The sequence below is a fragment of the Marinobacterium sp. xm-d-564 genome, from assembly GCF_013283345.1.
Classification (GTDB): domain Bacteria; phylum Pseudomonadota; class Gammaproteobacteria; order Pseudomonadales; family Balneatricaceae; genus Marinobacterium_E.
The window spans coordinates 147,923-171,727 of the sequence record NZ_WBYO01000001.1 but is presented as its reverse complement, the minus strand read 5'-3'; the positions used below and the strand labels follow the sequence as shown (position 1 = coordinate 171,727).

Here is a 23,805-nt window from a genome sequence, read left to right as displayed (position 1 = left end):
GTTAAAGGCGCACCGACGTGCAACTGAAAAAAATAGCCGCTAAAGAGCGGCTATCTCACTGAAGTCGACTTAATTGATGACGATTTCAGCGTTTGATTTTAGTGTTTCAAACTGCGTTCTAAATGCCTGACTACCCTCACCGGCAGCCAACATTGTTGAAATTTGTGTCTGAAGCTCTTCAGCAATCTGCTCTTGCGAGGTTCCAACAGCATCAACAGTGATCAATGCCGCTGTACCATCAGAGAGCTGGACAACCTTATAGTCTGCACTACCTTCTGGACGAGCCATAGCAAAAGCTGCTTCTACAATCTGAGGTTCAAGATCAACGGCTGCACCACGTGCAATCGATTTGACTGAAGCCCACTCCAAGTCAACTTTACCCTCTTGTGCAGCAGAGAGTGCACTTTGAGCCTGTTCAAAGGCCAGTTTAGCCGCTTGGGAAGACTTAAGCCTGCTGACTAAATCATCACGCACTTCAGCAAGTTCAAGCTGACGTGCGGGTCGTAATTCATTCATATTAAGAACAAAGGTACGACCACTGCTCACCTCAATAGGGTCAGAGTTTAGACGCTCTTTGGTCACAACATCAGAGAAGGCTGCACGAACCAGTTTCTGGTCAGAAAAATCGCCAGTCCCACCATTACGAGTCAAAGGCTCTGAGGTTTGTATCTCGAGTGACAGCTCCTCAGCAAGCACGGCAAGGTCGCCTGAAGAGAAGGCCAAATCCGTTAAACGTTCTAGTGCGCTGACATAAACCTCTTCTGCATTCGCTTCAGCAACATCATAGATGAGATCCTCGCGCACTTCGCTCAGTGCTGGCACCTCTTTAGCACGTACATCGTTTAACTTGATGATGTGCACACCAAACTCGGTCTCGACAGGTTCAGAGTACTCGCCGGCATTTAATGAGAACAGAGCATCATCAAAGGGACCTTCAAAAAGGCCTGGCGTCAGGTAACCTAGATCACCGCCTGAATTAGCTGAACCAATATCTTGTGAGTACTCAGCAGCTAGTGAGGCGAAGCTTTCGCCGGCCGCCAACTTCGTACGAATCTCTTCAGCCTTTGCCAGCGCTGCATCCAGAGGCTGGGCATCGCTTATCTCAAGGAGTATGTGACTAGCAGAACGCTCTTCACCACCTTCAAAACCGACTTTTAACTGATCATAGGCAGAGTTAATTTCGGCTTCGGTCACACTGTCTGGGTCAACAAAATCCGCTTGGTCCAGTACAACATAGTCAACAACGACCTGCTCTTGGGTCATTAGCTGATCGCCCATACTGTCATAAGCAGCTTGCACATCCGCATCATTCACTGTCTGTGAATCAGCGTCAACAGAGAAACGCGCCACTCGGATATCACGCGTCTGTGTATTCAAAGCAAGAAGATGATCAAGTTCCGAAGCGGTTAGAAAGGCTGATTGCTCGTAAGCACCGCGCACCTGATTCATCAGCGCTTCACTCTTAAGAAGCTCACGGTACGTCAAAGGAGTAAAACCAGCTCCTCGTAGAGCGGATTCAAACTGGTTGCGATCGAATCGACCGTCAACCTGAAACTCCCGCGTTGCAACGATCATCTGGTCCAGCATTTGATCAGACACAAAAAGCCCTAGCTCTTCTGCTGCACTGATCTGTACGTTGCGATCTATGAGATTGTCCAAAACCACTTTGCGTAGAACAACATCGTCTAACATGGCTGGATCAGCATTGTCGCCCATTTGAGTTAGAACTTGTCGACGTTGCAGATCGATACCACGATAGAGCTCATTCTTAGTAATGGCTTTACCATTGACTTCAGCGGGAGGTGGTTCGGCTGTAGCTAGGCCGACCAGTGAGTCAACGCCCCACAGAGCGAAAACGACAATGATCAAACCAACCAGAACTTTAGCAATAATCCCTTGTGAATTATCACGCATTGATTGCAACATGACTGAGTGTCCTATGAATTAAAAAAAGCGCAACCTGAGGTATGCGCTTTTTTAGTGGGGAGAGTCTGAAACTCTTACGCGCTAAAGCGCACCCCTGGAATAACCGATATTACTTGTTTACAGCGTCTTTTAATAAGTTCAAAGAGAAATGTTTCATTTCATGTGAATGCTTAGCAGCCACGTAAACAAACGCTTTGAGAGCATATCTTCAGTAAAGTAAACAGCCATTGTTTCAAACTACTATATAATCTTACTTACAAGCGCATATTAGCTCGATTGTCTGGGCAAGAATGAAACGATTGCACGGATGATAACATCTCTTATGCCATAAGCAAGAAAGAATTTTTTGAAACAAAACAAAAAGCCAAAAGGCTTCAAAATGAGCATACTTATGAAGATTTTAAACCGACTTATGAGGAGGTCTTCTTAGAGTCCAAAAGAAGAAATTCCTGTCCAAATCATGGTGGCTGTTTACGTATAATAACCTGCTGGAACCTACAAACAATGTTTGGCAAATGCACTGTTAATTAACTTCCGATAGAACAGCCGTAAATTGCCGACAAAAAGCATATGCTCAAGGATCTACGAATAGCTCAAACCGCCAGGAACCCCTTTTACCACCATGGCAACAGCATCGTGCGCATGTAAGCTCTCAAAGTGTTCCACTTTGATTTTGAAGTCCGTGTAGACTGGATCCAGACTTAACTCGCGTTTAATTCTCCGCGCGGCGTCCTCGCAGAACATCAAGTTTTGCCCATTCCTTTTCGCAAACTCTTGTTCATCCTCTCGTTTAACCGCAGTTTGTACCGGAGTTTTCAAGGTTTTTTCTACCTTATTTATCAGCTCAAAAATTGGGAAATGCTCGAAGCTTTTACCCAGTCTCACGGTTACAGTTGCCCTACTTCTCTGGCTATGCGGTGTCGCATGTGAACCGTTGGCACTCAATTACCATCCCTCAACTTCAGAAACTGACACTGTTTCCCTGGTAGTAAAATCTGCAGAGAATTTTTCCTGCAAAAGCTGTCTTGCCAATGAAGCAGAACAGGGGCAAGTTGATGAATAATCAACTCCTACCGATAGATCAAAAGTGAAACTAGAACTACTTACTTCTGCCTGAATGCTTATGTCATAACTTTTCCAGCCACTGTTATCACTGAGTAATGCTTTACGCTTTATAGGCAACTCAAAATCTAGTTTTAAAAGTGCTTTATCACTTAATCCTACATGGCCGGACTGTAGTGGCATAGTGAATTTGGCCACCTGATTAGAGGTGATATGATCGCCTCCTGACTACACAGGTGACACTATGACAAAACCAAAACGACCTAACTTTAGCCCCGAATTTCGTCTAGAATCAGCGCAACTTGTTGTCGATCAAGGATACAAGGTACGAGAGGCTGCTGAAGCAATGGGCGTGGGTAAATCCACCATGGATAAGTGGGTTCGACAGCTGCGAGCAGAGCGTAAAGGAGAATCCCCCAAAGCCACGCCGATGACAGAAGAGCAACGTCGTATTCGAGAGCTGGAGAAGCAGGTAAAGCAGCTTGAGATGGAAAAAGAGATATTAAAAAAGGCTTCAGCTCTCTTGATGTCCGACGAGCTGAAAGGTTTGCGGTAATACGTCGACTTCAAGGGAGCTACTCTGCAACACGACTATGCCATCTATTCGGCGTACACCGTAGCAGTTACAAATACTGGCGGAATTATGCCAAAGGGGAAAACCCTGCTCGCATCCTTTTGAAAGAGAAAGTCAGAGAGGCCTTCAGCATTAGCGAGGGTTCAGCAGGTGCACGAAGTGTAGCAGCTATGGTGACGCTCTCAGGCACACCGCTCAGTCGTTATGTTGCGGGCAAACTGATGTCAGAGTTACAACTGTTTAGTTGCCAGCAACCCAAGCACCGTTATTAGGAAAGCAACACAAGAGCATCCCGTTGCCCCCAATCTGTTGGCAAGTCAATTTAAGTCTGCGGCTCCAAACCAGGTATGGTGTGGCGATATTACTTATATCTGGACGGGGCGGCGTTGGGCCTATCTGGCAGTCGTACTGGACTTATATGCTCGCAAACCTGTTGGTTGGGCTTTTTCTCTTAATCCAGATAGTGACCTGACAAGTAAAGCCCTAACGATGGCTTTTGAATTAAGGGGTAGACCTGAAGGCCTACTGTTCCACTCCGATCAGGGCTGCCAGTACACCAGTGTGAAGTATCGTAGGCTACTGTGGCGGCACAAGATAAAACAGAGCATGAGTCGACGCGGCAACTGCTGGGATAATGCTCCAATGGAGCGTTTCTTCCGCAGCTTGAAAGCCGAATGGGTTCCAGAGATAGGTTACGCCTCAATAACAGAGGCTAGGAACTCAATTACTGACTACATCGTTGGATATTACAGCCAGCAAAGGCCGCATCAGCATAACGGGATGTTGCCACCGAATTTGGCAGAAGAAATATACTGGAATGACTACAAAGTGGTGGCCAGTTTTACTTGACCACTACACATCCTCACATGTTCGGATAGTTCGGTCCGCCCATACCCTCTGGCGTTACCCAGCGTATATTCTGAGCCGGATCTTTGATATCGCAGGTTTTGCAATGCAGGCAGTTCTGGGCGTTAATCTGGAAGTGCTGTCCGGCATCATCTTCAACCACTTCGTACACCCCCGCAGGGCAATAACGCTGAGCAGGTTCTGCAAACTTCGGCAGGTTTTGTTGCAACGGCACTGAGCTGTCTTTAAGCTGCAAATGACAAGGCTGATCTTCTTCATGGTTAGTATTCGACAGGAACACTGAACCCAGCTTATCAAAGCTCAACTCACCATCCGGTTTTGGATAGTCAATCGGTGTGCATTCACTGGCCGGCCGTATCTGTGCATAGTCTTCTTTATCATCGTGTAGGGTGACCGGGATCTTGCCGCTAAACAGGTTCTGATCGATAAAGTTAAAGGCACCACCCATAATCGGACCAAACTTATGCAATGCAGGGCCAAAGTTTCGGGAGCGGAACAGCTCATCATAGAGCCATGAACTTTCAAATTTATCGGTGAAGCTGTTAAGTTCTTTACCGCCTTCACATCCCTCAATCAGAGCTTCAAAGATCGTTTCTGCGGCCAGCATGCCGGATTTCATTGCCGTATGCGTGCCTTTAATCTTGGAGAAATTGAGCGTACCGGCATTACAGCCAGCAACAATACCACCCGGGAAGGTCATCTTCGGCAGAGCATTGAAACCACCTTTGGTGATTGCTCGAGCGCCATAAGAAACGCGCTTTCCACCTTCCAGGTACTGTTTCAGTACTGGATGGTGCTTCATGCGCTGGAACTCATCAAATGGACTCAGGTAGGGGTTGCTGTAGTTCAGATCAATGATCAGACCCACTACCACCTGATTACCTTCGGTGTGATAGAGGAAGAAACCGCCACTGGCGCCATCGCTTAAAGGCCAACCTGAACCGTGCAGAACCAGACCTGGCTTGTGATTCTCCGGGTTAATATCCCAAAGTTCTTTAATACCGATGCCGTAATGCTGCGCATCCGCTTCTGAGTCCAGTTCAAACTTCTCGATCAGCTCTTTACCCAGATGACCACGACAGCCTTCTGAGAAGATAGTGTATTTCGCATGCAGTTCCATACCCGGCATATAGCTGTCTTTTTGCTCGCCGGATTCACTGATGCCCATATCACCGGTGGCAATGCCTTTAACACTGCCATCATCGTTGTACAGCACTTCAGCAGCGGCAAAACCCGGGAAGATTTCTACGCCAAGTTGTTCCGCTTGCTCCGCCAACCAGCGGCAAACATTACCCAGGCTGACAATATAGTTACCATGGTTATGCATGGTTTTGGGTACAAACGCATTCGGTACCTGAACGGACTTTTCTTCGTTTTTCAGTAGGAAAATCTGATCTTCTGTGACGAGAGTATTGAGCGGTGCGCCCAGCTCTTTCCAGTCCGGGAACAGCTCATCCAGAGCACGGCTTTCAATCACCGCGCCAGAGAGAATATGGGCGCCCACTTCAGACCCTTTTTCTACTACACAGACAGTCAGTTCCTGCTCTGCTTCGTTTGCCTGTTGCATCAGTCGGCAGGCGGCGGATAAACCCGCCGGGCCTGCACCTACAATAACAACATCAAACTCCATGGATTCGCGCGTTATCTCACTCATCGTAAACCTCACTTATGCTGTTATTGCTTAAAACTGATCTTCAGAAAGCGCCATTACCGCTTCACCACCGCTCTGCATCGCCTTAAGAAGAGCGCCGGTTCTTGGTAATAACTGTTCAGCATAAAAACGCGCACAGACGATTTTACTCTCGAGGAAATCTTTATCTGCATCAGGTGCCCCTAGCTTGCCTTCTGCAATAGCCGCGGACTTCGCCATCAACCAGCCACCGCATAGGTAACCCAGTAACATCATGAAGTTCACGCTGGCAGCGCCTGCTGCAGCGGGGTCTTTAGCTCCTTTATCAAGTACCCACTTACGCGCAACATCAGCATCATCGAGAGCTGAATCTACCGCTTTTACAATAGCGCTCATGGCTTCGGAGTTGATGCCATCCAGATCAGCTTTAATCTCTTCCAGCAATGCAGATAGCGCCGCACCTTTATCTATGAGGGTCTTACGGCCAATCAGATCAAGAGCCTGAATGCCTGTTGTGCCTTCGTAAATGGTCAGGATACGTGCATCACGGTAATGCTGCGCAACCCCGGTTTCCTCAATAAAACCCATACCGCCATGAACCTGCACAGCCAGATAGGTGAGCTCCTGAGACAACTCAGTCATCCAACCCTTTACAATTGGGGTGTAGAGTTCGGTACGTGCATGGTGAATCGCTTTTGTCTCTTCATCCTGCGCATTTTTAGCGCGATCAGCTTCTGCTCGCGCCACATATGCAAGGGCCCGCATTGCCTGAGTACCCGATTTCATCTGCAGTAACATACGACGTACATCCGGGTGTTTAATGATGCTGATGCGAGAACCATCCCGAAGGGTTCCCTGGATACGGTCTTTGGCATACGCCAGCGCATGCTGGTATGCGCGCTCAGATATTGCCAACCCCTGTAATCCTACTGCCTGACGAGCATCGTTCATCATGGTAAACATGCATGCGAGACCATTGTTCTCAGCACCCACCAGATAACCCACTGCACCGCCGTTATCACCAAAACTCATGACACAGGTCGGGCTGCCATGAATACCCAGCTTATGCTCCAGAGCAACAGGGGCCACATCGTTTCTTTGGTCAGTGATATTACCCTCTGCATCCAGCATGAACTTAGGCACAACAAACAGAGAGATACCCTTCACGCCTGCTGGCGCATCCGGTAACCGGGCTAATACCAGATGAGCGATATTGTCTGTCATCTGATGATCACCCCAGGTGATAAAGATTTTTTGTCCGGTGATACGGTAATGATCACCTTCAGGGACGGCTCTGGTTTTCAGAGCGGCCAGATCGGTGCCGGCATCGGGTTCAGTCAGGTTCATGGTACCTGTCCACTCACCGCTGATCAGTTTAGGCAGGTAGGTATTCTGCAACTCTTCGCTACCATGGGTTTCAATCGCTTCAATTGCCCCCTGAGTCAGCAACGGGCAAAGCGCCCAACCAAGGTTTGCAGACTGCCAGATTTCATTCACAGCAACAGACAGTGATAAAGGCAACCCCTGCCCTTCAAATTCCGGGTTGCCCGCCAGAGATGGCCAGCCACCCTCACAAAACTGCTGGTAAGCCTCAGAAAAACCCTCGGTTTGCTGAACATTACCATCAGCAAGGGTTGCACCCTTCAGATCGCCTACCCGGTTAAGTGGGGCCAGTTGCTCTTCGCCCAGCTTAGCCGCTTCATCAAGCACAGCTTCACCAAGGCCTTCAGCGAATTCATCAAGCCCTGCCTGATGACAAATCTGTTCAAGACCCACCAAGTCATTTAATACAAACAATGCATCCTGATAAGGAAAACGATACTCACTCATCGCTCATGTTGCTCCGTTCCTCGCAAGCCTGAATACATTCCGGCCTGCTTTTATTATTCTTCGAAAGCGTTTTTACATTTGGGAAATGCTTAATTCATGATCTTCTCAGAGCACGCCCCAAACAATAACAATTCAAGCCTTATCTACTGACAAAAAAATTCATACGCTATAAAAACTCAGCAATTATAGGCCTCAGCGCGGTTTATGTTTGCTCTAATTGCTGGCAATAGGTGTCACTGCGGCGATATTCACCCGGTGTCATCCCGGTCCATTTTTTGAAGGATCGGAAAAATGCCGATGGCTCCTCAAAGCCCATCAAGCCGGCCACATCATTAATCGAAAGCTGCGGTGAATTCATATAATTCAAAGCTGCCATTTTGCGGCATTCATCCTTAATTTTTTGATAGGAAGTATCTTCCTCAAGTAATCTCCGTCTCAAGGTGGAAAATGACATGTGCAGCCTGTAGGCAATGTCTTCTGCACTCGGCAACTCCTGGCTGAAATCCTTACCAATCAGAGCAACTACCTGAGCCTTCAGACTGGCATCGTCATCTACCATCACAATCAACTGATAAGGGGCCGTTTTCAGAAAGCTTCGCAACGTATCCGGGGTCTGGACGATGGGGTAATCGAGGAATCTTGCTGGGAAAACAATTGCGTTATCGTGCTGATCGAATTTAACTTCAGACTGGAAAACGGTTTTGTATAAGGAGATATCTTCAGGTTCCGGAAATGACAGATAGGCCGCTTTCAAGTCCAGTCGGGCGCCCAGCAACCAACATAAGAAGTGATGCCACATCGACAAAGAGGTCCGAATTTTTTCCGGTGTAGAATCCTTCAACAGTTCCTCCAGATCCATTCCAGAGGCATCAGTAGTGGTGAAAGAAACCTTGGCGTATCGGCCTTTTCTCACCAGAAAAGGTTTGACCTGTGTGCCACGACAAATTTCATGGAAATCACTGGCACGATAGATGGCGTGTTCAAGAGTTTTACAGTGAATCAGGCAATGGCACATCATCCGGAAGGTACCATTAGGCACCTTTCCTCCACTCAACATGCCAAAATATTCATCCTGCGCAATGTAATAGATTCGCTGATACAACAGTCCAAACTTATCCGCCGGAAACTCTGTTTGGGTATCAATCATGCTTGAATCGATACCAACATAGTTCAGCAGTTCATCAACACTATAACCCTGCTCTTCAACCAGTTTCAGTAACTGCCGCACGTAGCCAGCAGGAACCGTTATCTTACGTTCCATTGCTTCTCTAACCTGTTTTTTGTTAACCAGAAACGCACTTCCCATTTTTATTTTTGGCACTTAAGGTCATTTTTTTCAACCCTAAAGAACAAATTTGTTACTAAGCTTGGCGGCAATTGTCATTGAGAACTGTTTTAAGACCGACAATGATTACTAACATCCAAAAACCTGCATATAGAGCTTTAACCCTCTATTTATTCAGTATTTTTGGATGTTTTGACTAAAATCTATAAATATATAGTCAGAACCTTTTAGAAAAATAAGAAGTCAGGTGAACGAAATGGCAATAAAAAACAGGCTTTTGCAGCGCAGCAAAAACCATTCCCCGGTGTTTACACGCCGTCTTCTGCCTCTGCTGGTGGGCACTGCAATCAGCATTAATCAGGCTCAGGCCGTCGAATTTAACCTCGGTGAAATTGAAGGTCGTTTCGATTCACAGATTTCCGTTGGTGCTAGCTGGAGAATGGATGATCCATCTTCAAGCTTAATCTCACCAGTCAATGGTGGCACAAGCAAAGGTGCAGGTAGTTATGACGATGCTACTCAAAACTTTAAGAAAGGCGAGACATTCTCCCAAATAGTTAAGGGCATACATGATTTAGAACTTAACTACGAAAACATGGGTGTATTTACACGTGCGAAGTATTGGTACGATGCGGAACTGGAGTCAGGTTCGCGCCCGCACGGCCACACTGCTAATAGCTACACACCCGATACCGAACTCGATGATTCAGGGTTCAATGATTATGCGAAATTCTCTGGCTTCGAAATACTCGATGCCTATTGGTATGGCGCATTTGACTTAGGCGAAAAGCCTCTCGATGTACGCATCGGTCGTCAAGTTGTTAACTGGGGTGAAAGCACCTTTATCCAAGGTGGTCTAAACGCAATCAACCCCGTGGATGTAAACGCATTCCGTCGAGCGGGTGCCGAAGTCAAAGAAGGTTTACTGCCAGTAAATATGGCTTTTGCCTCTCTCGGTTTAACCGATAACTTGAGTGTAGAAGGTTTCTATCAAATCGAATGGGAACCCACTGCTATAGATGGCTGTGGTACTTTCTTCTCAACGGCAGATTTTGTCGCTGAAGGTTGTGATGGCATCCGTATCAATACAGCAATCAATGATCAGACGTATTTCGCTCATCCAGCAGATCTCGTGGTCGAAAGAACAGCTGATGGCATCCGAGAAGCAGATGATGATGGCCAGTTCGGCTTTGCGCTAAGGTACTTTGCAGAAGAGTTGAATAACACCGAATTTGGATTTTATGCAGCTCGATATCATAACCGCCTACCTATCGCGAGCGGGGTTAAGAATATTAATCTAGCCCATCGATCAGAAATCCCAACGCTTGCTTCACAATATTACACTGTCTATCCAGAAGATATCATCATGGGTGGGGTTAGCTTTAACACTAACATCGGAGATGTGGCATGGTCTGGTGAAATCAGCCATAAAAAAGATGTTCCCATGCAAATAAATGGTACATCTCTCATAGCCGGTATTCTTACAAACGGAACCACAGGCAACCCCGCGCTTGATGCTCATGTTGCTGGAGGCAGCGGCACAGATATCGATGGTTTTGAGCGATTCGATATCACCCAACTTCAAACCAGTCTTATCAGCTTTCATGATCAAGTTCTTGGAGCCAGCAGGCTTACATTGGTAGGCGAGCTTGGTTGGACCCATGTCCACGGCCTTGATGAAAGTGCAAACGCGCTTAAATTCGGCCGACACGGCTCATTTGGTTACGCTGCCGGCGACAATGATGGCTTTGTCACTCAGGATTCTTACGGTTATGTACTACGTGCAAATCTGAACTACCCAAATGCCTTCGCTGGTGTAAATTTAACTCCACAAATCAGTTTTAAGCATGGCATAGAGGGTTATGGCCCTGCGCCTGGAGCGGCTTTCCGTGAAGGTGAAAAAACTCTAGGCCTAAGTCTTACTGCAGACTACCTTAACAAGTACTCATTCCAGCTTGGCTACACTGATTACTTCGGTGGTGACTATAACGAGCTTGAAGATCGTGACTTTATTTCACTTAGTGCATCTGTATCGTTCTAAGATCAGCAGTTAATGGAGAAAAGATATATGTTTAACACAAAGAAATTACTGCTGAGCACTGCCCTAATGGTTGCATCGTCAACACTGTACGCAGCAACCACGGCGGAACAAGCAGCAAAGCTCGGCGATACACTCACTCCGATAGGTGCGGAAAAGGCCGGTAATGCTGCGGGTACTATTCCGGCATGGACAGGCGGATTAGAAAGCTCAGCGGATCGTTATACAAATCCATTTGCAAGCGAACAACCGCTGTTCACTATTACGGCAGCAAACATGGATCAGCACAAAGCCAACCTGACCCCTGGGCAGATTGCGATGCTGAAGAAGTACTCGGATAGCTATTCAATTCCCGTGTACCCATCTCATCGTACGGCCGCGTTACCTGCAGATGTTTATGCTGCAGCCAAAGAGAATGCGACTAAAGCTAACCTTACTGATGGGGGTAACGGCTTAAGCGGTTTTACTACCGCTGTTCCATTCCCAATTCCTGATAATGGTCTGGAGGTTATCTGGAACCATATGACCCGTTATCGAGGCGGCGCACTGGAACGTACATTTGTGCAGGTTCCTGTTCAGGCAAATGGTAGCTTTACGGCGGTTAAGATTAACGAAAAGATGTCCTGGCCTACGTCTCTGAAAGGCGGTGCAGATCCGAAGAAAGATGAAAACATTCTTTTCTACTTTGTCCAGCAGGTTAAGGCACCGTCACGTCTGACCGGTAACGTATTGCTTGTGCATGAAACCATGAACCAGGTGACCCAACCTCGCCAGGCGTGGACTTATAACGCGGGTCAGCGTCGAGTGCGTCGCGCACCGCAGATCGCTTATGACGCACCAGGCACAGCGAGTGACGGCCAGCGTACTACCGACAACCTGGACCTGTTCAATGGTGCACCGGACCGTTATAACTGGAATCTGGTAGGCAAGCAGGAACTGTATATCCCGTATAACAGTTTCAAACTGGCAGATCGCGGTCTGACTTATGATGACATCCTGAAGCCAGGCCATATGAATCCTGAACTAACACGTTACGAGTTGCATCGTGTCTGGAAAGTGGAAGCTACGCTCAAAGAGGGTGAACGCCATATTTATGCCAAACGTACCTTCTACATAGATGAAGATACTTGGCAGATCGCCGTAGTGGACCATTACGATGGCCGTGGCGAGCTATGGCGCGTAGGTGAAGCTCATCAGTTCCAGTATCGTGATGCCAACGTACCCTGGTTAACTGCGGAAGCGTTATATGATCTGCAGTCTGGTCGATATCTGGTAGGTAGTTTAACCAACGAAGAGGGGGAAGGCTTCGACTTCACCCAGCGCTTTGAACATAAAGATTTTACTCCACAGGCGATCCGTCGACTGGGTAAATAACAAGTTATCTCCAGCAAGGTAGCAACAAAAAGCCCTCTCATATGGAGGGCTTTCCATTTGAATTCTGAAGTGTATTAGCTGTAACAGCAGTCTTTGCTGACTTCTTTGCTCACTTGGGTTAAAACTCAATCCTGTTCCAGTGGTTTTTACCATATCCTCTTTCAGGGCTTGTATACATTCCTTGCATTGAGGCATTTCACGACCATAACGTTCCCAGTCGAGTTCTTTTTTTGCCATCGCATCTTGCATGACTTCCTCTAAACACTGGTTACATTCAACCGGGATATCCACACTCGCTTTCATCAACCCACTCCTACTGACGTGATCTAATAATAGTAGACGCTGTGTCAGAAATTTCTTTAGGAGTTTTTCCTAATTAGAACCACTCTCTACCAAAGTCCAAATGGCTGATAGCTGATGACTGATAAACAGGTGACTGGAGAATCGAGGGCAGGCTTATTTTGAAAGCGCTGAATTAATAAGTTCAGCTGTGATTTCCGGGGATTCAAGAGGGAAAAGGTGACCACTATCCACAGCAACCAGATTCATTTCAGGAAAGTTGCGTTGCCACCAGCGTTTATCATGACGGTTAAACAAATGACTCTTACGACCGTAGATGACAGTACCGCGTACACGCTTAAGGCACCGGGGTACATCCAGTAAGACATTGCGAAAAACATCCGCTTCGATATCTGCTGAGATGCTCAGCTCAACACCCTGCTCGTTTTCGGTTAAACCGTGTTTGATATAGTCAGCAAAACATGCAGGATGAAAATCTTTGAACAGGCTTTTACCTGCAAAATAAGCTTCCGCTTCTTCACGACTGGCAAACTGAGCCCGCCTTTTAGCGGCTCTTCCGGCAGGAGTAATCCGATCCATAAGGCCCAGGGCCTTACACAGTTTCAAGGCATAACGTTTGCGTTTACTGAATACCACCGGATCGAGCAGGATAACCTGTCTAAAAAGTTCAGGTTTTAACGCAGCGGCTATCAGGGTGACAACAGCTCCGGCTGAATGACCAACCCCAATTACGGGCTTATTATGCTGCTGTTCGATCTCAGCAATCAGTTCCTCCGCGTAATTACGCAGACTGCCATTCAGTGGGTAATCCCCGTGCCCCATCTTTTCAACGCAGCTGACTTCATGCTCAGGTATTAAGCTGAACAAGTAGTCATAGCAACTACCGGGGAATCCGTTAGCATGGCTGAACTGAATCACTGCTATACCTCCGACGGAGCATGCTGCTTAATCAATAACTGCACCGATGTACGGGCAATATCCTGAAGGTCTTCACGGTTGACATAAATACCGTCATTAAATAACCGACACAAACCATGAATAGAAGCCCATGCAGACTGAGTTATTCTCAATGCGGGTAAAGACGGTTCAAAAACACCTTGTGCTTGTAACTCTTTAATCCAGTTCAGTAGGACACGAAAACTGTTATGGGATACTTCCTGTAATGTTTGTGTTGGGATGCCGGTTTTCCAGATATCGCGGCCATACATCAGATCGTATGTTTCACGCTGTTCATCAGCAAAGCGGATGTAGGTAATCACGTAGCGCTCAAACTGCTCAACAGGACTCAGCTCTTTTGCGTTTTCGTTCAAGGCTTCAACCAATTGATCCTGCAGATGAAATCCCTGCTCAGCTATTGCACAAAGCAGTTCATTTTTGTCTTTGAAGTGATGATAAGGCGCCGTACGAGACACGCCTGCCTTGTCCGCAAGTTTGCGAATTGAGAGGCTTTCAACGCCCCCTTCAGCAATCAAATCCGTCGCTGCCTGCAACAAGGTAATCCTGAGATCACCGTGGTGATATGGTTTTTTTCTACTGTTCATGGGCGCAATCTATCAACCAATCTTGACAGTGTCAAAATAGATCACTATCTTGACACTGTCTAGTTTAATAATAAAAACCTAAACAGGATTGTTTTCAGATGAGCTATAGCTGTTTTGACCTCAACGTTGAGAAACACATTGCCCGGCTAGAATTTAAACGCCCCGAAGCCTGCAACTCCATGAACAGGGACTTCTGGATAGAGTTTCCGGAAGCCATCAGAGCGCTGGATATTGAAGGAGACACCCGGGTACTGGTCATCAGCTCTCAGGGAAAACATTTCTGTTCCGGAATGGATCTGGAGGTTTTTTCTCAGCCGGACCAAAACCTGTTCAATGGTGAAGCCGGTCGCAGAGCAGAATCTGTGCGCCGTCTGGTTATGCAACTGCAAGAATGTTTTATGGTGTTGGAAACCGCACGCTTTCCGGTTATCTCCGCGATTCAGGGTGGCTGCATAGGCGGCGCTCTGGATCTGGTGTGTGCCACTGATATGCGTTACTGCACTGAGGATGCCTATTTCACCGTAAAAGAGACGGCGCTGGGCATGACTGCAGACCTGGGGACCCTGCAACGTTTACCAGGCCTTATACCGTCTGGGCTCGCCCGAGAACTCGCGTATACCGCACGTAAAATGCATGCTCAGGAAGCTCAAACATCCGGACTGGTAAATCAGACCTTCCCGGATCAGGCATCGATGCTGGATGCAGTAATGGGCATTGCCCAACAGATTGCTGCCCACTCCCCTCTGGCAATCACTGGCACCAAGCAGATGATCAACTATGCTCGGGATCACAGCCTGCATGACAGCCTCAGTTACATGGCTACCTGGCAGTCCGGCATGTTTCAACCTAATGACATGATGCAAAGCTTCAGCGCGAAGGTTTCTGGAAAAGCCGCTGTATTTGAACCATTACGCAAAATAACCCAGCCACTTCAAGCTGCCGACTAAAACAATAACGATAAAGAGATACTAAGAATGACGACAACAGCCTACCCTAATCTTTTACAGCCCCTGGATCTGGGTTTCACCACTCTGAAAAACCGTGTCCTGATGGGTTCTATGCATCTGGGTCTTGAAGAAGCCCCTAATGGATTTGAACGTATGGCTGAGTTTTACGCAGAACGTGCTCGTGGCGGTGTGGCACTGATTGTTACCGGTGGCATAGGCCCAAACAAAGAAGGTGCGGTGCATGGTCATGCTGCACAGATGTCCACACCAGAAGATGTAAAAAACCACCGCATCGTGACGGATCGGGTACATCAGGAAGGTGGCAAGATCTGTATGCAGATACTGCATACGGGTCGCTATGCCTACAATCCTCAGCCGGTTGCGCCATCTGCAATTCAGGCACCGATCAACCCATTCCCACCCAAAGAGCTTTCGGAAGACGATATTGAGCAACAGATCAGAGATTTTGTGAACTGTGCATCCCTTGCAAAAGAAGCAGGATATGACGGTGTCGAAATCATGGGGTCAGAGGGCTATCTGATTAACCAGTTTATTGCCGCACGCACCAACCAGCGCGATGATGGCTGGGGGGGTGAATATGACCAGCGTATCCGCTTTGCTCTGGAAACCGTTCGAAGGGTGCGTGAAGCCGTCGGTACTGACTTTATCATTATCTACCGCCTTTCCATGCTGGATCTGGTTGAAGGCGGTAGCAGCTACGAAGAGATCGTTCAACTTGGACTGGCGATTGAACAAGCCGGTGCCACCATCATCAATACCGGCATCGGCTGGCATGAAGCCCGCATCCCTACTATTGCCACAAAGGTTCCTCGCGCTGCGTTCACCTGGGTGACAGCCAAGGTGCGTAAGGCACTTAATGTTCCGGTCATCACCTCAAACCGAATCAATATGCCCGATGTAGCCGAAGAGGTCCTGGCCCGTGGTGATGCGGATATGGTCTCTATGGCCCGTCCTTTTCTGGCAGACCCGGAATTCGTGAAAAAAGCGGCCGAAAACAGAGCCGATGAGATCAACACCTGCATCGGTTGCAATCAGGCTTGTCTGGATCATGTGTTCGTGGGCAAGCTGACGAGCTGCCTGGTTAACCCCCGTGCCTGTCATGAAACAGAACTGGTCATTACCCCAGCCACCGATATTAAGAACATTGCTGTAGTCGGTGCAGGACCAGCCGGTTTAGCATTTTCCACCACCGCCGCTCAACGCGGCCACAATGTCACTCTGTTTGATGCAGCATCCGAGATCGGTGGCCAGTTCAATATTGCCAAGCGCATACCGGGTAAAGAAGAGTTCTATGAAACCCTGCGTTATTTCGGCAAGCAAATTGAGCTCACGGGAGTAAACCTTCAGCTAAACACTAAAGTAACTGCAGAAACACTTCAGGAAGGCAGATTCGATCAGGTTGTACTTGCCACAGGCATCAGCCCTCGAACCCCGGATATTGAGGGTGTTAACCACCCGAAAGTGCTCAGCTATCTGGATGTTATGAAGGGTGCTGAAGTTGGTCAGAAAGTCGCGATCATCGGCGCAGGCGGTATTGGTTTTGATATCTCAGAAGTGTTAATCCATCAGGGTGAATCCACCAGCCAGAACATCTCCGCCTTTATGCAGGAATGGGGTGTGGACATGAGCATGAACGCCCGTGGTGGTGTTGAGAACATGAAACCCGCCTTTGAACCGGCTGCGCGTGAGGTATTCCTGCTGCAACGTAAGAAAAGCAAGGTAGGCAGCGGTCTGGGTAAAACCACTGGCTGGATACACCGTACCGATCTTGCCAAGAAAGGTGTGACAATGCTTAACAAATGTGAGTACCAGAAGATCGATGATCAGGGCTTACACCTGCTGGTCGATGGCGAACCGCAGTTACTGGAAGTTGATAATGTCATTATCTGTGCTGGTCAGGAGCCGAAACGTGATCTGGCTGACCAGATTAAAGATGTGCCGGTCCATCTGATCGGCGGTGCTGATGTGGCGGCGGAGCTGGATGCCAAACGTGCGATTCATCAGGGCACGCAGTTGGCTGCAACAATTTAAACACCCACTCCACCTATAAAGGGCAGCGGTTTTGAACAACCCTGCCCTTTTTTATGACCGTAAACGCCACCTTTTTCCCTATCAATTTTCACAGTAATTCAAGCACCTAAGCAGGGTTTGAAAAATAATGTCATAAAAACTGGTGACTTTTGTTATTGGCGATTCTATACCTAATAAAGCATGATGCAGGTAACCTTTCAGAATCATCAGGAAGGGCCACCAAATATAAAAATAATTACTGGTTATCAGATGCTCAAAAGAATTACTGGCAGTTCGTTACTGATACTCTGCTCACTATTTACACCTCTATCTCCATCTTCGGCCTCAGAACAACTGACGTCAGACCGTCTGTCTACTTCAGCCCTCACCCGCGAAGGTGCTGAAAAGTCACTGCTGTTATCCGTCGCTAATACAGGTAAAAGACTGGTTGCTGCCGGAGAGCAAGGCGTCATCGTTTACTCGGATGATCAGGGCAAGAAGTGGCATCAGGCATCAGTACCTGCCAGCGCACTGCTGACCAGTATTAAATTCACGGATACTCAGACTGGCTGGGCGATTGGTCACGATGGTCTAGTGCTTAAAACCACCGATAGTGGCTCCAGTTGGAAATCCGTTCTTAGCGGTAACGACATTAACCAGTTACGAATCACGGCTCTTGAAAATCTGCTCGGTTCCATGACAACCGATGACTTCACACCCGAACAGATTGAAGATACCGAATATGCCTTGGATGATGCTGTCATCGCACAGGAAGAAGGACCAACTTCACCCCTGCTGGATATGCTGTTTCTGAATTCCAGCCAGGGTTTCCTGATCGGTGCCTACGGTACGATGCTCGAAACCAGAGATGCGGGACAAAGCTGGCAGTTTATAGGGCATGAGCTACCAAACCCGGAAGGTTTCCACCTTAACCGCATCTATCAGCTTAAATCAGGCCGTCTGCTCATTCTCGGTGAAGCCGGACTTCTGCTCGCCAGTGATGATAATGGTGAAAGTTGGCTCAACCTTGATTCTCCTTACGATGGTTCCTTCTTCTCAGCAGCAGAATCGGATTCTTTGTACATCATGGGTTTACGTGGGAACACTTTCCGTTTTGATGATCAAAACCAGAACTGGCAAAGTGTTGAGCTGCCGGTCGCAGCCACCATCAACGATGCCATTGTGGTGGATGACCAGATTATTATGGTCGGTCAGGGCGGCACGCTGTTGCGCCAGAAAGGCACTGGATTTGAGCCTCTGGGTAAACGTCAGCTGCGAACATTTACGTCCCTGACACAGGTGGCTGATTCACTGGTGATTACCGGTGAAACCGGCATTGTGCACCTATCGCTTATTGGTAAGGAGGCTGCACAATGAACAAGCTATCCGCTCTGCTTTTGTGGCCTATCCAGACCAGTGAACGCCTGGCCGAATACTTTCTCTATACACATCGCAAACTGGTACTGGGCCTGTTCCTGATTGCTACTGTGATTCTGGGCTGGCAAGCAAGCCAGATCCGCCCGGATGCCAGCTTTATCAAGATGATCCCATCCTCGCATCCCTATGTTGAGAACTATATCAACTACCGCGATGACCTTGCCGGATTAGGCAACAGTATCCGTGTGGTGGTGGCTGCAAAAGATGGGGATATCTTCACAGCAGAATTTCAGGAAACGTTGAAAAACGTTACCGATGATCTGTTTTTCATTCCCGGTGTCGACCGCTCCGCCCTGAAATCTATCTGGACCCCTAACGTCCGCTGGACCGAGGTTACCGAAGAAGGTTTTGTCGGCGGCCCGGTTATTCCCGCCAAATACGACGGTTCCGAGCAAAGTCTGGAACAGGTACGGACTAACATTCTGCGTTCCGGTCAGGTAGGTATTCTGGTTGCTAACGATTTCCGCTCTGCGATGGTTCAGGTGCCGCTGTTTGATAAGCACCCGGATACCGGTGAACGCCTTAACTACCAGAGCTTTTCGGAACAGGTTGAAGAGCTGATTCGTGATAAATACAGCTCAGACGCCGTCGATATTCACATCACCGGGTTTGCCAAAATCGTCGGTGATCTGATTGATGGTGCGACTGAAGTGGCTCTGTTCTTTGCCGTGGCTATTCTGATTACCCTGGCCCTGCTCTATCTCTACTCCGGCAGTGTTATGGGTACGATTGTGCCACTAATCTGTTCCCTTGCTGCGGTTATCTGGCAGCTGGGGCTGCTCAAAATGCTCGGCTATGGCATCGACCCCTACTCCATGCTTGTGCCGTTTCTGGTCTTTGCCATTGCAGTCAGCCACGGTGTGCAGATTGTAAATACAATCACTCTGGAATCCGCAACCAATGGCGCCGATAAGATTCAGGCATCGCGCCATGCATTTAAAACCATCTATATTCCCGGACTCACAGCCCTGATCTCAGACGGTATTGGGTTTATTACACTGATGGTGATTCAGATTCAGGTGATTCAGGATCTGGCAGTCGCAGCATCGGTTGGTGTTGCAGTAATCGTACTGACCAATCTGATGCTACTGCCACTGCTGATGAGCTATGTAGGTGTGGGTAAAAATGCGATCGCCCGGGCAAAATGCAATATTGCAAAAGAGAACTCTCACTGGCGCATGTTCTCTGTATTCGCCACACCTAAAGGTGCCACCATGGCGATTACCGTTGCCCTGTTTATGCTGGTTGGCGGTTTATACTTCAGTCAAGATCTGAAGATCGGTGATCTGGATAAAGGCGCACCAGAACTACGGCTGGACTCCCGTTACAATCTGGATAACGCCTTTATCACCGACAACTACTCCACTTCCAGCGATGTCTTTGTGGTGATGGTCGCAACTGAAGAGGAACAGTGCAGCAGTTTCCAGACCCTGTCACTGGTTGACCGCTTCCAGTTCTACCTGCAAGGCATTGAAGGGGTGCAATCCAGCATATCCTTAACTGATGTCTCTGAGCGGGTAACTGCGGGCCTTAACGAATGGAACCTGAAATGGCGCTCTGTCAGCCGCAACCAGTTCGTAATCAACGCCTCTCTGGCTTACGTTCCGGCAGGTCTGATGAACAGTAGCTGCTCTCTACTGCCAGTCATCGTTTTCCTGGATGATCACAAAGCCGAGACCCTGAAAACCATCACCGCTGCCGTAGAAGACTTTACCAACAACCATCAGGTTGAAGGTATCGAGTTCCTGATGGCCGCGGGTAAAGCGGGTTTCGAAGCCGCAACTAATGAAGTGATTGAAGACGCCCAGTACGAAATGCTGATCTGGGTATATTCCGTCGTCAGTATTCTCTGCCTGCTGACCTTCCGATCCATCAGCACAGTGATCTGCATCATCGCGCCGCTGGCACTGACATCCGTTCTTTGTCAGGCATTGATGGCCCAACTGGGTATTGGCGTTAAAGTCGCTACCCTGCCTGTAATTGCTCTGGGTGTAGGTATTGGGGTCGACTACGGTATCTATATCTATTCGAAGATGAAAACCTATCTGGAACAAGGCCATAGCCTCGCTGCAGCTTATCTGGAAACCCTGCAGAGCACCGGTAAATCAGTTGCCTTCACCGGCCTAACGTTAGGTATTGGTGTGGTCCTATGGGTACTATCACCCATCAAATTCCAAGCGGATATGGGTATCCTGCTGACCTTTATGTTTATTTGGAACATGCTGGGTGCGCTGATTCTGTTACCGGCGATTGCCTGCCTGCTTAATCCTTACGGTAAGACGAGCAACAAAGTAGAGCCCTAGAATATTTAGAGTTTAAAGGTGTGCAGGCTGGTGAAAAGAGCAAAATCAAACACGATAGAGTTTGGATAGAAAACCAAACTCCAAATGATTTTGCTCTCCCCTTTATATAAATTTGAATCGCCACTAGTTCTTTAGACACTCAGCAGCCGTTTTTCATATCGGTTTTCATACTCTTTCGGTGATAGCTGATCATTAAAACCATGACATCGTTTGCTGTTGTAAAACAGCTCTATGTATTCAAAGATATCACTGCGTGGATCTTCTCTGGTTGCATAAACCTTGCCGCGGATTCTTTCTGATTCAGTAGTTGGAAAAAGCTCTCAGCAACGGCATTGTCGTGGCAGTTATCTCGTCGGCTCATACTGCCTTTTAGGCCATGTATCTCTAAAAAGGATTGCCAATCATAGCTTGTGTACTGACTTCCCTGACCAGAATGAACGACTACCTCTGACTGAGGATTACGTCGCCATACAGCCATGAGCAACGCATCTAGCACCAGTTGCTTTGTGATACAGGATTGCATTGACCATCCAATCACCCTTCTTGAGAGCAGGTCAACGACAACACCCAAATACAGCCACCTCTCATGGGTTTTGATATAGGTGATATCTGTTACCCAAGCTTTATTAGGGGCAGCGACACTGAATTGCTGCTGTAGTCGGTTCGGAGTAACAATATGAACCTTCAACCCAGCTAACCGCATGAGCCGATAAACTCTATTGGGGCCACAGGTTTCACCATACTCGCGCAGATCACTATGGATCTTCCGATAGCCATACAAACCACCTGACTCCAGCCAGTACTGCTTGATCAATCCAGTGAGCCGTTGATCTGCTGCATAGCGCCTGGAAGAAGGCTGCTTACGCCATGCGTAATACCCACTAGGATGCACATCCAGTAATGAATAGAGCTGGCGTACGGGCCAATCCTTATGATGATCACGGATAAAGGTTTACCTCAATCGGACTGGTTGGCGAAGTACACCGCTTTTTTTAATATATCTCGCTCTTCAGTGACTCGCTTCAGTTCTTTCTTGAGGCGGCGTATCTCTAACTGCTCATCTGACTTCGCTTTATACTCGGCTGAATCGGGGCCGTACTTCTTGACCCAGGCATAAAGGCTGTGGGTTGTAACATCGAGCCGATTAGCCACATCTGCAATGCTGTAGCCTCGGTCAGTGACCTGTTTAACCGCTTCGATTTTGAACTCTTCGGGATAACGTTTGTTGCTCATAAGCACCTCTTTAAAAGCCATTTTCTATGGCTGAGAGGTGTCTAGCAAACTAGTGGCGATGAACTGGGATAATGTAGAGCGCCATTAGCCTTCCTCTTGGATACTGTGGGTAATCCTTACATGAGTGTGAGTTGGTTAAAATTGCTTTCTGATTCTATCGCCTGATTTTAGGCAATATTAAATGAAAAGCCCCGCAAATGCGGGGCAAATAGCGAAAAGCGAGTGTTGCAAGAAAGAGTTAGGGCTGGGTTAAACACGCTCTATGATGGTGGAAATACCCTGGCCCATACCAATACACATGGTCGCCAGACCTAATGTGCCATCGTTCTGTTCCAGTACGTTCATCAGCGTGTTGGTGATACGGGAACCGGAGCAGCCCAGAGGGTGACCCAGTGCAATTGCACCACCTTTGAGGTTTACTTTGTCTTCCATCTTATCGAGCAATTTCAGACCTTTTAGGACAGAGAGGCCTTGTGCTGCAAACGCTTCGTTGAGCTCGACATAGTCGATATCGTCGATGGAGAGACCTGCACGTTTCAGTGCTTTCTGAGTGGCCGGTACCGGGCCGTAACCCATAATGGATGGATCACACCCTGCGACTGCCATGCTCACAATGCGGGCACGTGGCGTCAGGCCCAGCTCTTCTGCTTTGGCTGCTGACATCACCAGCAGTGCTGATGCGCCATCGGAGAAAGCAGAGGATGTACCAGCAGTAACGGTTCCCACTTTAGGCACGAACACTGGCTTGAGGGCACTCAGAGTTTCTACTGTGGTTTCCGGACGGATTACTTCGTCCGCTTCCAGCAGGGATTTAAAGCCGTTTTCATCATGACCTTCTACCGGGATGATTTCGCTGTCCCACAGGCCTTTAAGATGAGCTTCGTGCGCCAGACGATGGGAACGTGCCCCGAACTCATCCTGCATCTCACGGCTGATCCCGTTCATCTTGCCCAGCATTTCTGCGGTTACGCCCATCATCATGGCCGCTTTTGCCACCTGCTTAGACATTTCCGGGTTGATATCCACACCGTGCATGATGGATACGTGACCCATATGCTCCACACCACCGGCGATAAAGATGTCTCCGTTGCCAGTCATGATCGCCTGTGCTGCTGCATGCAACGCTGCCATGGAAGAACCACACAATCGGTTGATGGTCTGCGCTGCTACCGTGTGAGGAATGCCTGCCAGAACAGCAGCGTTACGGCCAATGTTGAAGCCCTGTTCTTTAGTCTGGTTTACACAACCCCACATGATATCTTCGATATCACCGCCTTTAACTGCTGGATTACGATCCAGCAGACCTTTCATTACTGCGGCTGACAGTGCTTCGGCACGAACATTTCGGAACGAACCGTTTTTCGATTTACCCATTGGGGTACGAACACCATCAACGATTACTACGTCATTTGGTTTCAAGTTCATCT

General features: G+C 48.1%; 14 protein-coding genes and 3 pseudogenes. 7 read left to right on the top strand and 10 right to left on the bottom strand.

Going from position 1 to position 23,805, the window contains the following annotated elements:
* Nucleotides 1-69 precede the first annotated feature (69 nt).
* Entirely contained in the window at nucleotides 70-1,926 is a 1,857-nt protein-coding gene (locus tag XMD564_RS00860) for a SurA N-terminal domain-containing protein (RefSeq protein ID WP_173507648.1), read from the bottom strand.
* Nucleotides 1,927-2,508: 582 nt separating this feature from the next.
* Nucleotides 2,509-3,201: pseudogene (gene folE2 / locus XMD564_RS11365) on the bottom strand (GTP cyclohydrolase FolE2).
* 31 nt (nucleotides 3,202-3,232) lie between these two features.
* Between folE2 and XMD564_RS00845 the strand changes: the two are divergent.
* Nucleotides 3,233-4,411 (top strand): annotated as a pseudogene (locus XMD564_RS00845) (IS3 family transposase).
* 13 nt (nucleotides 4,412-4,424) lie between these two features.
* Here XMD564_RS00845 and XMD564_RS00840 read toward each other — a convergent pair.
* From XMD564_RS00840 to XMD564_RS00830, 3 genes are all read right to left on the bottom strand, one after another.
* Complete coding sequence (locus tag XMD564_RS00840) at nucleotides 4,425-6,083, bottom strand: electron transfer flavoprotein-ubiquinone oxidoreductase (RefSeq protein ID WP_217361981.1); 1,659 nt, start codon at nucleotides 6,081-6,083, stop codon at nucleotides 4,425-4,427.
* Nucleotides 6,084-6,110: 27 nt separating this feature from the next.
* Nucleotides 6,111-7,889: an acyl-CoA dehydrogenase gene (locus XMD564_RS00835; protein WP_173480470.1), complete on the bottom strand. Its 1,779-nt coding sequence runs from the start codon at nucleotides 7,887-7,889 to the stop codon at nucleotides 6,111-6,113.
* Nucleotides 7,890-8,091: 202 nt separating this feature from the next.
* Complete coding sequence (locus XMD564_RS00830) at nucleotides 8,092-9,150, bottom strand: AraC family transcriptional regulator (RefSeq protein WP_173480469.1); 1,059 nt, start codon at nucleotides 9,148-9,150, stop codon at nucleotides 8,092-8,094.
* A gap of 280 nt (nucleotides 9,151-9,430) precedes the next feature.
* Here XMD564_RS00830 and XMD564_RS00825 point away from each other — a divergent pair, with 280 nt between their 5' ends.
* Both XMD564_RS00825 and XMD564_RS00820 read left to right on the top strand, forming a co-directional pair.
* Nucleotides 9,431-11,215 carry a DUF1302 domain-containing protein gene (locus XMD564_RS00825; protein ID WP_173507647.1) on the top strand — a complete coding sequence of 595 codons (1,785 nt, stop codon included), beginning with the start codon at nucleotides 9,431-9,433 and terminating at the stop codon, nucleotides 11,213-11,215.
* 27 nt (nucleotides 11,216-11,242) lie between these two features.
* A complete protein-coding gene (locus XMD564_RS00820; RefSeq protein WP_173507646.1) occupies nucleotides 11,243-12,586 on the top strand; it encodes a DUF1329 domain-containing protein in 1,344 nt (447 codons plus the stop codon).
* Here the strand turns inward: XMD564_RS00820 and XMD564_RS00815 are convergent.
* The 3 genes from XMD564_RS00815 to XMD564_RS00805 all read right to left on the bottom strand — a co-directional run bounded on the left by XMD564_RS00815 (nucleotide 12,494) and on the right by XMD564_RS00805 (nucleotide 14,427).
* A complete protein-coding gene (locus tag XMD564_RS00815; RefSeq protein ID WP_173488554.1) occupies nucleotides 12,494-12,889 on the bottom strand; it encodes a hypothetical protein in 396 nt (131 codons plus the stop codon). The genes XMD564_RS00820 and XMD564_RS00815 overlap by 93 nt on opposite strands.
* A gap of 153 nt (nucleotides 12,890-13,042) precedes the next feature.
* Nucleotides 13,043-13,804 (bottom strand): alpha/beta fold hydrolase, encoded by a 762-nt coding sequence (locus XMD564_RS00810; RefSeq protein WP_173507645.1) that lies wholly within the window; start codon nucleotides 13,802-13,804, stop codon nucleotides 13,043-13,045.
* Nucleotides 13,805-13,806: 2 nt separating this feature from the next.
* On the bottom strand, nucleotides 13,807-14,427 hold the full coding sequence (locus XMD564_RS00805) for a TetR/AcrR family transcriptional regulator (protein WP_173498207.1): 621 nt from the start codon (nucleotides 14,425-14,427) through the stop codon (nucleotides 13,807-13,809).
* 98 nt (nucleotides 14,428-14,525) lie between these two features.
* On the opposite strand from XMD564_RS00805, the gene XMD564_RS00800 reads away from it, so the two are divergent.
* The 4 genes from XMD564_RS00800 (at nucleotide 14,526) to XMD564_RS00785 (ending at nucleotide 21,145) form a co-directional block, all read left to right on the top strand.
* Complete coding sequence (locus tag XMD564_RS00800) at nucleotides 14,526-15,374, top strand: crotonase/enoyl-CoA hydratase family protein (RefSeq protein WP_173498208.1); 849 nt, start codon at nucleotides 14,526-14,528, stop codon at nucleotides 15,372-15,374.
* A gap of 27 nt (nucleotides 15,375-15,401) precedes the next feature.
* On the top strand, nucleotides 15,402-17,426 hold the full coding sequence (locus XMD564_RS00795) for an FAD-dependent oxidoreductase (RefSeq protein WP_173498209.1): 2,025 nt from the start codon (nucleotides 15,402-15,404) through the stop codon (nucleotides 17,424-17,426).
* A 249-nt stretch (nucleotides 17,427-17,675) separates the two neighbouring features.
* On the top strand, nucleotides 17,676-18,782 hold the full coding sequence (locus tag XMD564_RS00790; protein WP_173507644.1) for a YCF48-related protein: 1,107 nt from the start codon (nucleotides 17,676-17,678) through the stop codon (nucleotides 18,780-18,782).
* Nucleotides 18,779-21,145, top strand: a complete 2,367-nt coding sequence (locus tag XMD564_RS00785; RefSeq protein ID WP_173488550.1) for an RND family transporter — start codon at nucleotides 18,779-18,781, stop codon at nucleotides 21,143-21,145. Before XMD564_RS00790 ends, XMD564_RS00785 begins: the two co-directional genes overlap by 4 nt.
* A gap of 131 nt (nucleotides 21,146-21,276) precedes the next feature.
* On the opposite strand, the pseudogene XMD564_RS00780 reads toward XMD564_RS00785, so the two are convergent.
* Nucleotides 21,277-22,378: pseudogene (locus XMD564_RS00780) on the bottom strand (IS3 family transposase).
* A gap of 249 nt (nucleotides 22,379-22,627) precedes the next feature.
* Nucleotides 22,628-23,803, bottom strand: coding sequence for an acetyl-CoA C-acyltransferase FadA (gene fadA, locus XMD564_RS00775; protein WP_173480460.1), 1,176 nt, complete (start codon nucleotides 23,801-23,803; stop codon nucleotides 22,628-22,630).
* Nucleotides 23,804-23,805 lie beyond the last annotated feature (2 nt).

What these genes read in the sequence shown, in the direction of transcription:
- XMD564_RS00860 (WP_173507648.1), bottom strand. Translation starts at nt 1,926, where the DNA reads ATGTTGCAATCAATGCGTGATAATTCACAAGGGATTATTGCTAAAGTT.
- XMD564_RS00840 (WP_217361981.1), bottom strand. Translation starts at nt 6,083, where the DNA reads ATGAGTGAGATAACGCGCGAATCCATGGAGTTTGATGTTGTTATTGTA.
- XMD564_RS00835 (WP_173480470.1), bottom strand. Translation starts at nt 7,889, where the DNA reads ATGAGTGAGTATCGTTTTCCTTATCAGGATGCATTGTTTGTATTAAAT.
- XMD564_RS00830 (WP_173480469.1), bottom strand. Translation starts at nt 9,150, where the DNA reads ATGGAACGTAAGATAACGGTTCCTGCTGGCTACGTGCGGCAGTTACTG.
- XMD564_RS00825 (WP_173507647.1), top strand. Translation starts at nt 9,431, where the DNA reads ATGGCAATAAAAAACAGGCTTTTGCAGCGCAGCAAAAACCATTCCCCG.
- XMD564_RS00820 (WP_173507646.1), top strand. Translation starts at nt 11,243, where the DNA reads ATGTTTAACACAAAGAAATTACTGCTGAGCACTGCCCTAATGGTTGCA.
- XMD564_RS00815 (WP_173488554.1), bottom strand. Translation starts at nt 12,889, where the DNA reads ATGAAAGCGAGTGTGGATATCCCGGTTGAATGTAACCAGTGTTTAGAG.
- XMD564_RS00805 (WP_173498207.1), bottom strand. Translation starts at nt 14,427, where the DNA reads ATGAACAGTAGAAAAAAACCATATCACCACGGTGATCTCAGGATTACC.
- XMD564_RS00800 (WP_173498208.1), top strand. Translation starts at nt 14,526, where the DNA reads ATGAGCTATAGCTGTTTTGACCTCAACGTTGAGAAACACATTGCCCGG.
- XMD564_RS00795 (WP_173498209.1), top strand. Translation starts at nt 15,402, where the DNA reads ATGACGACAACAGCCTACCCTAATCTTTTACAGCCCCTGGATCTGGGT.
- XMD564_RS00790 (WP_173507644.1), top strand. Translation starts at nt 17,676, where the DNA reads ATGCTCAAAAGAATTACTGGCAGTTCGTTACTGATACTCTGCTCACTA.
- XMD564_RS00785 (WP_173488550.1), top strand. Translation starts at nt 18,779, where the DNA reads ATGAACAAGCTATCCGCTCTGCTTTTGTGGCCTATCCAGACCAGTGAA.
- fadA (WP_173480460.1), bottom strand. Translation starts at nt 23,803, where the DNA reads ATGAACTTGAAACCAAATGACGTAGTAATCGTTGATGGTGTTCGTACC.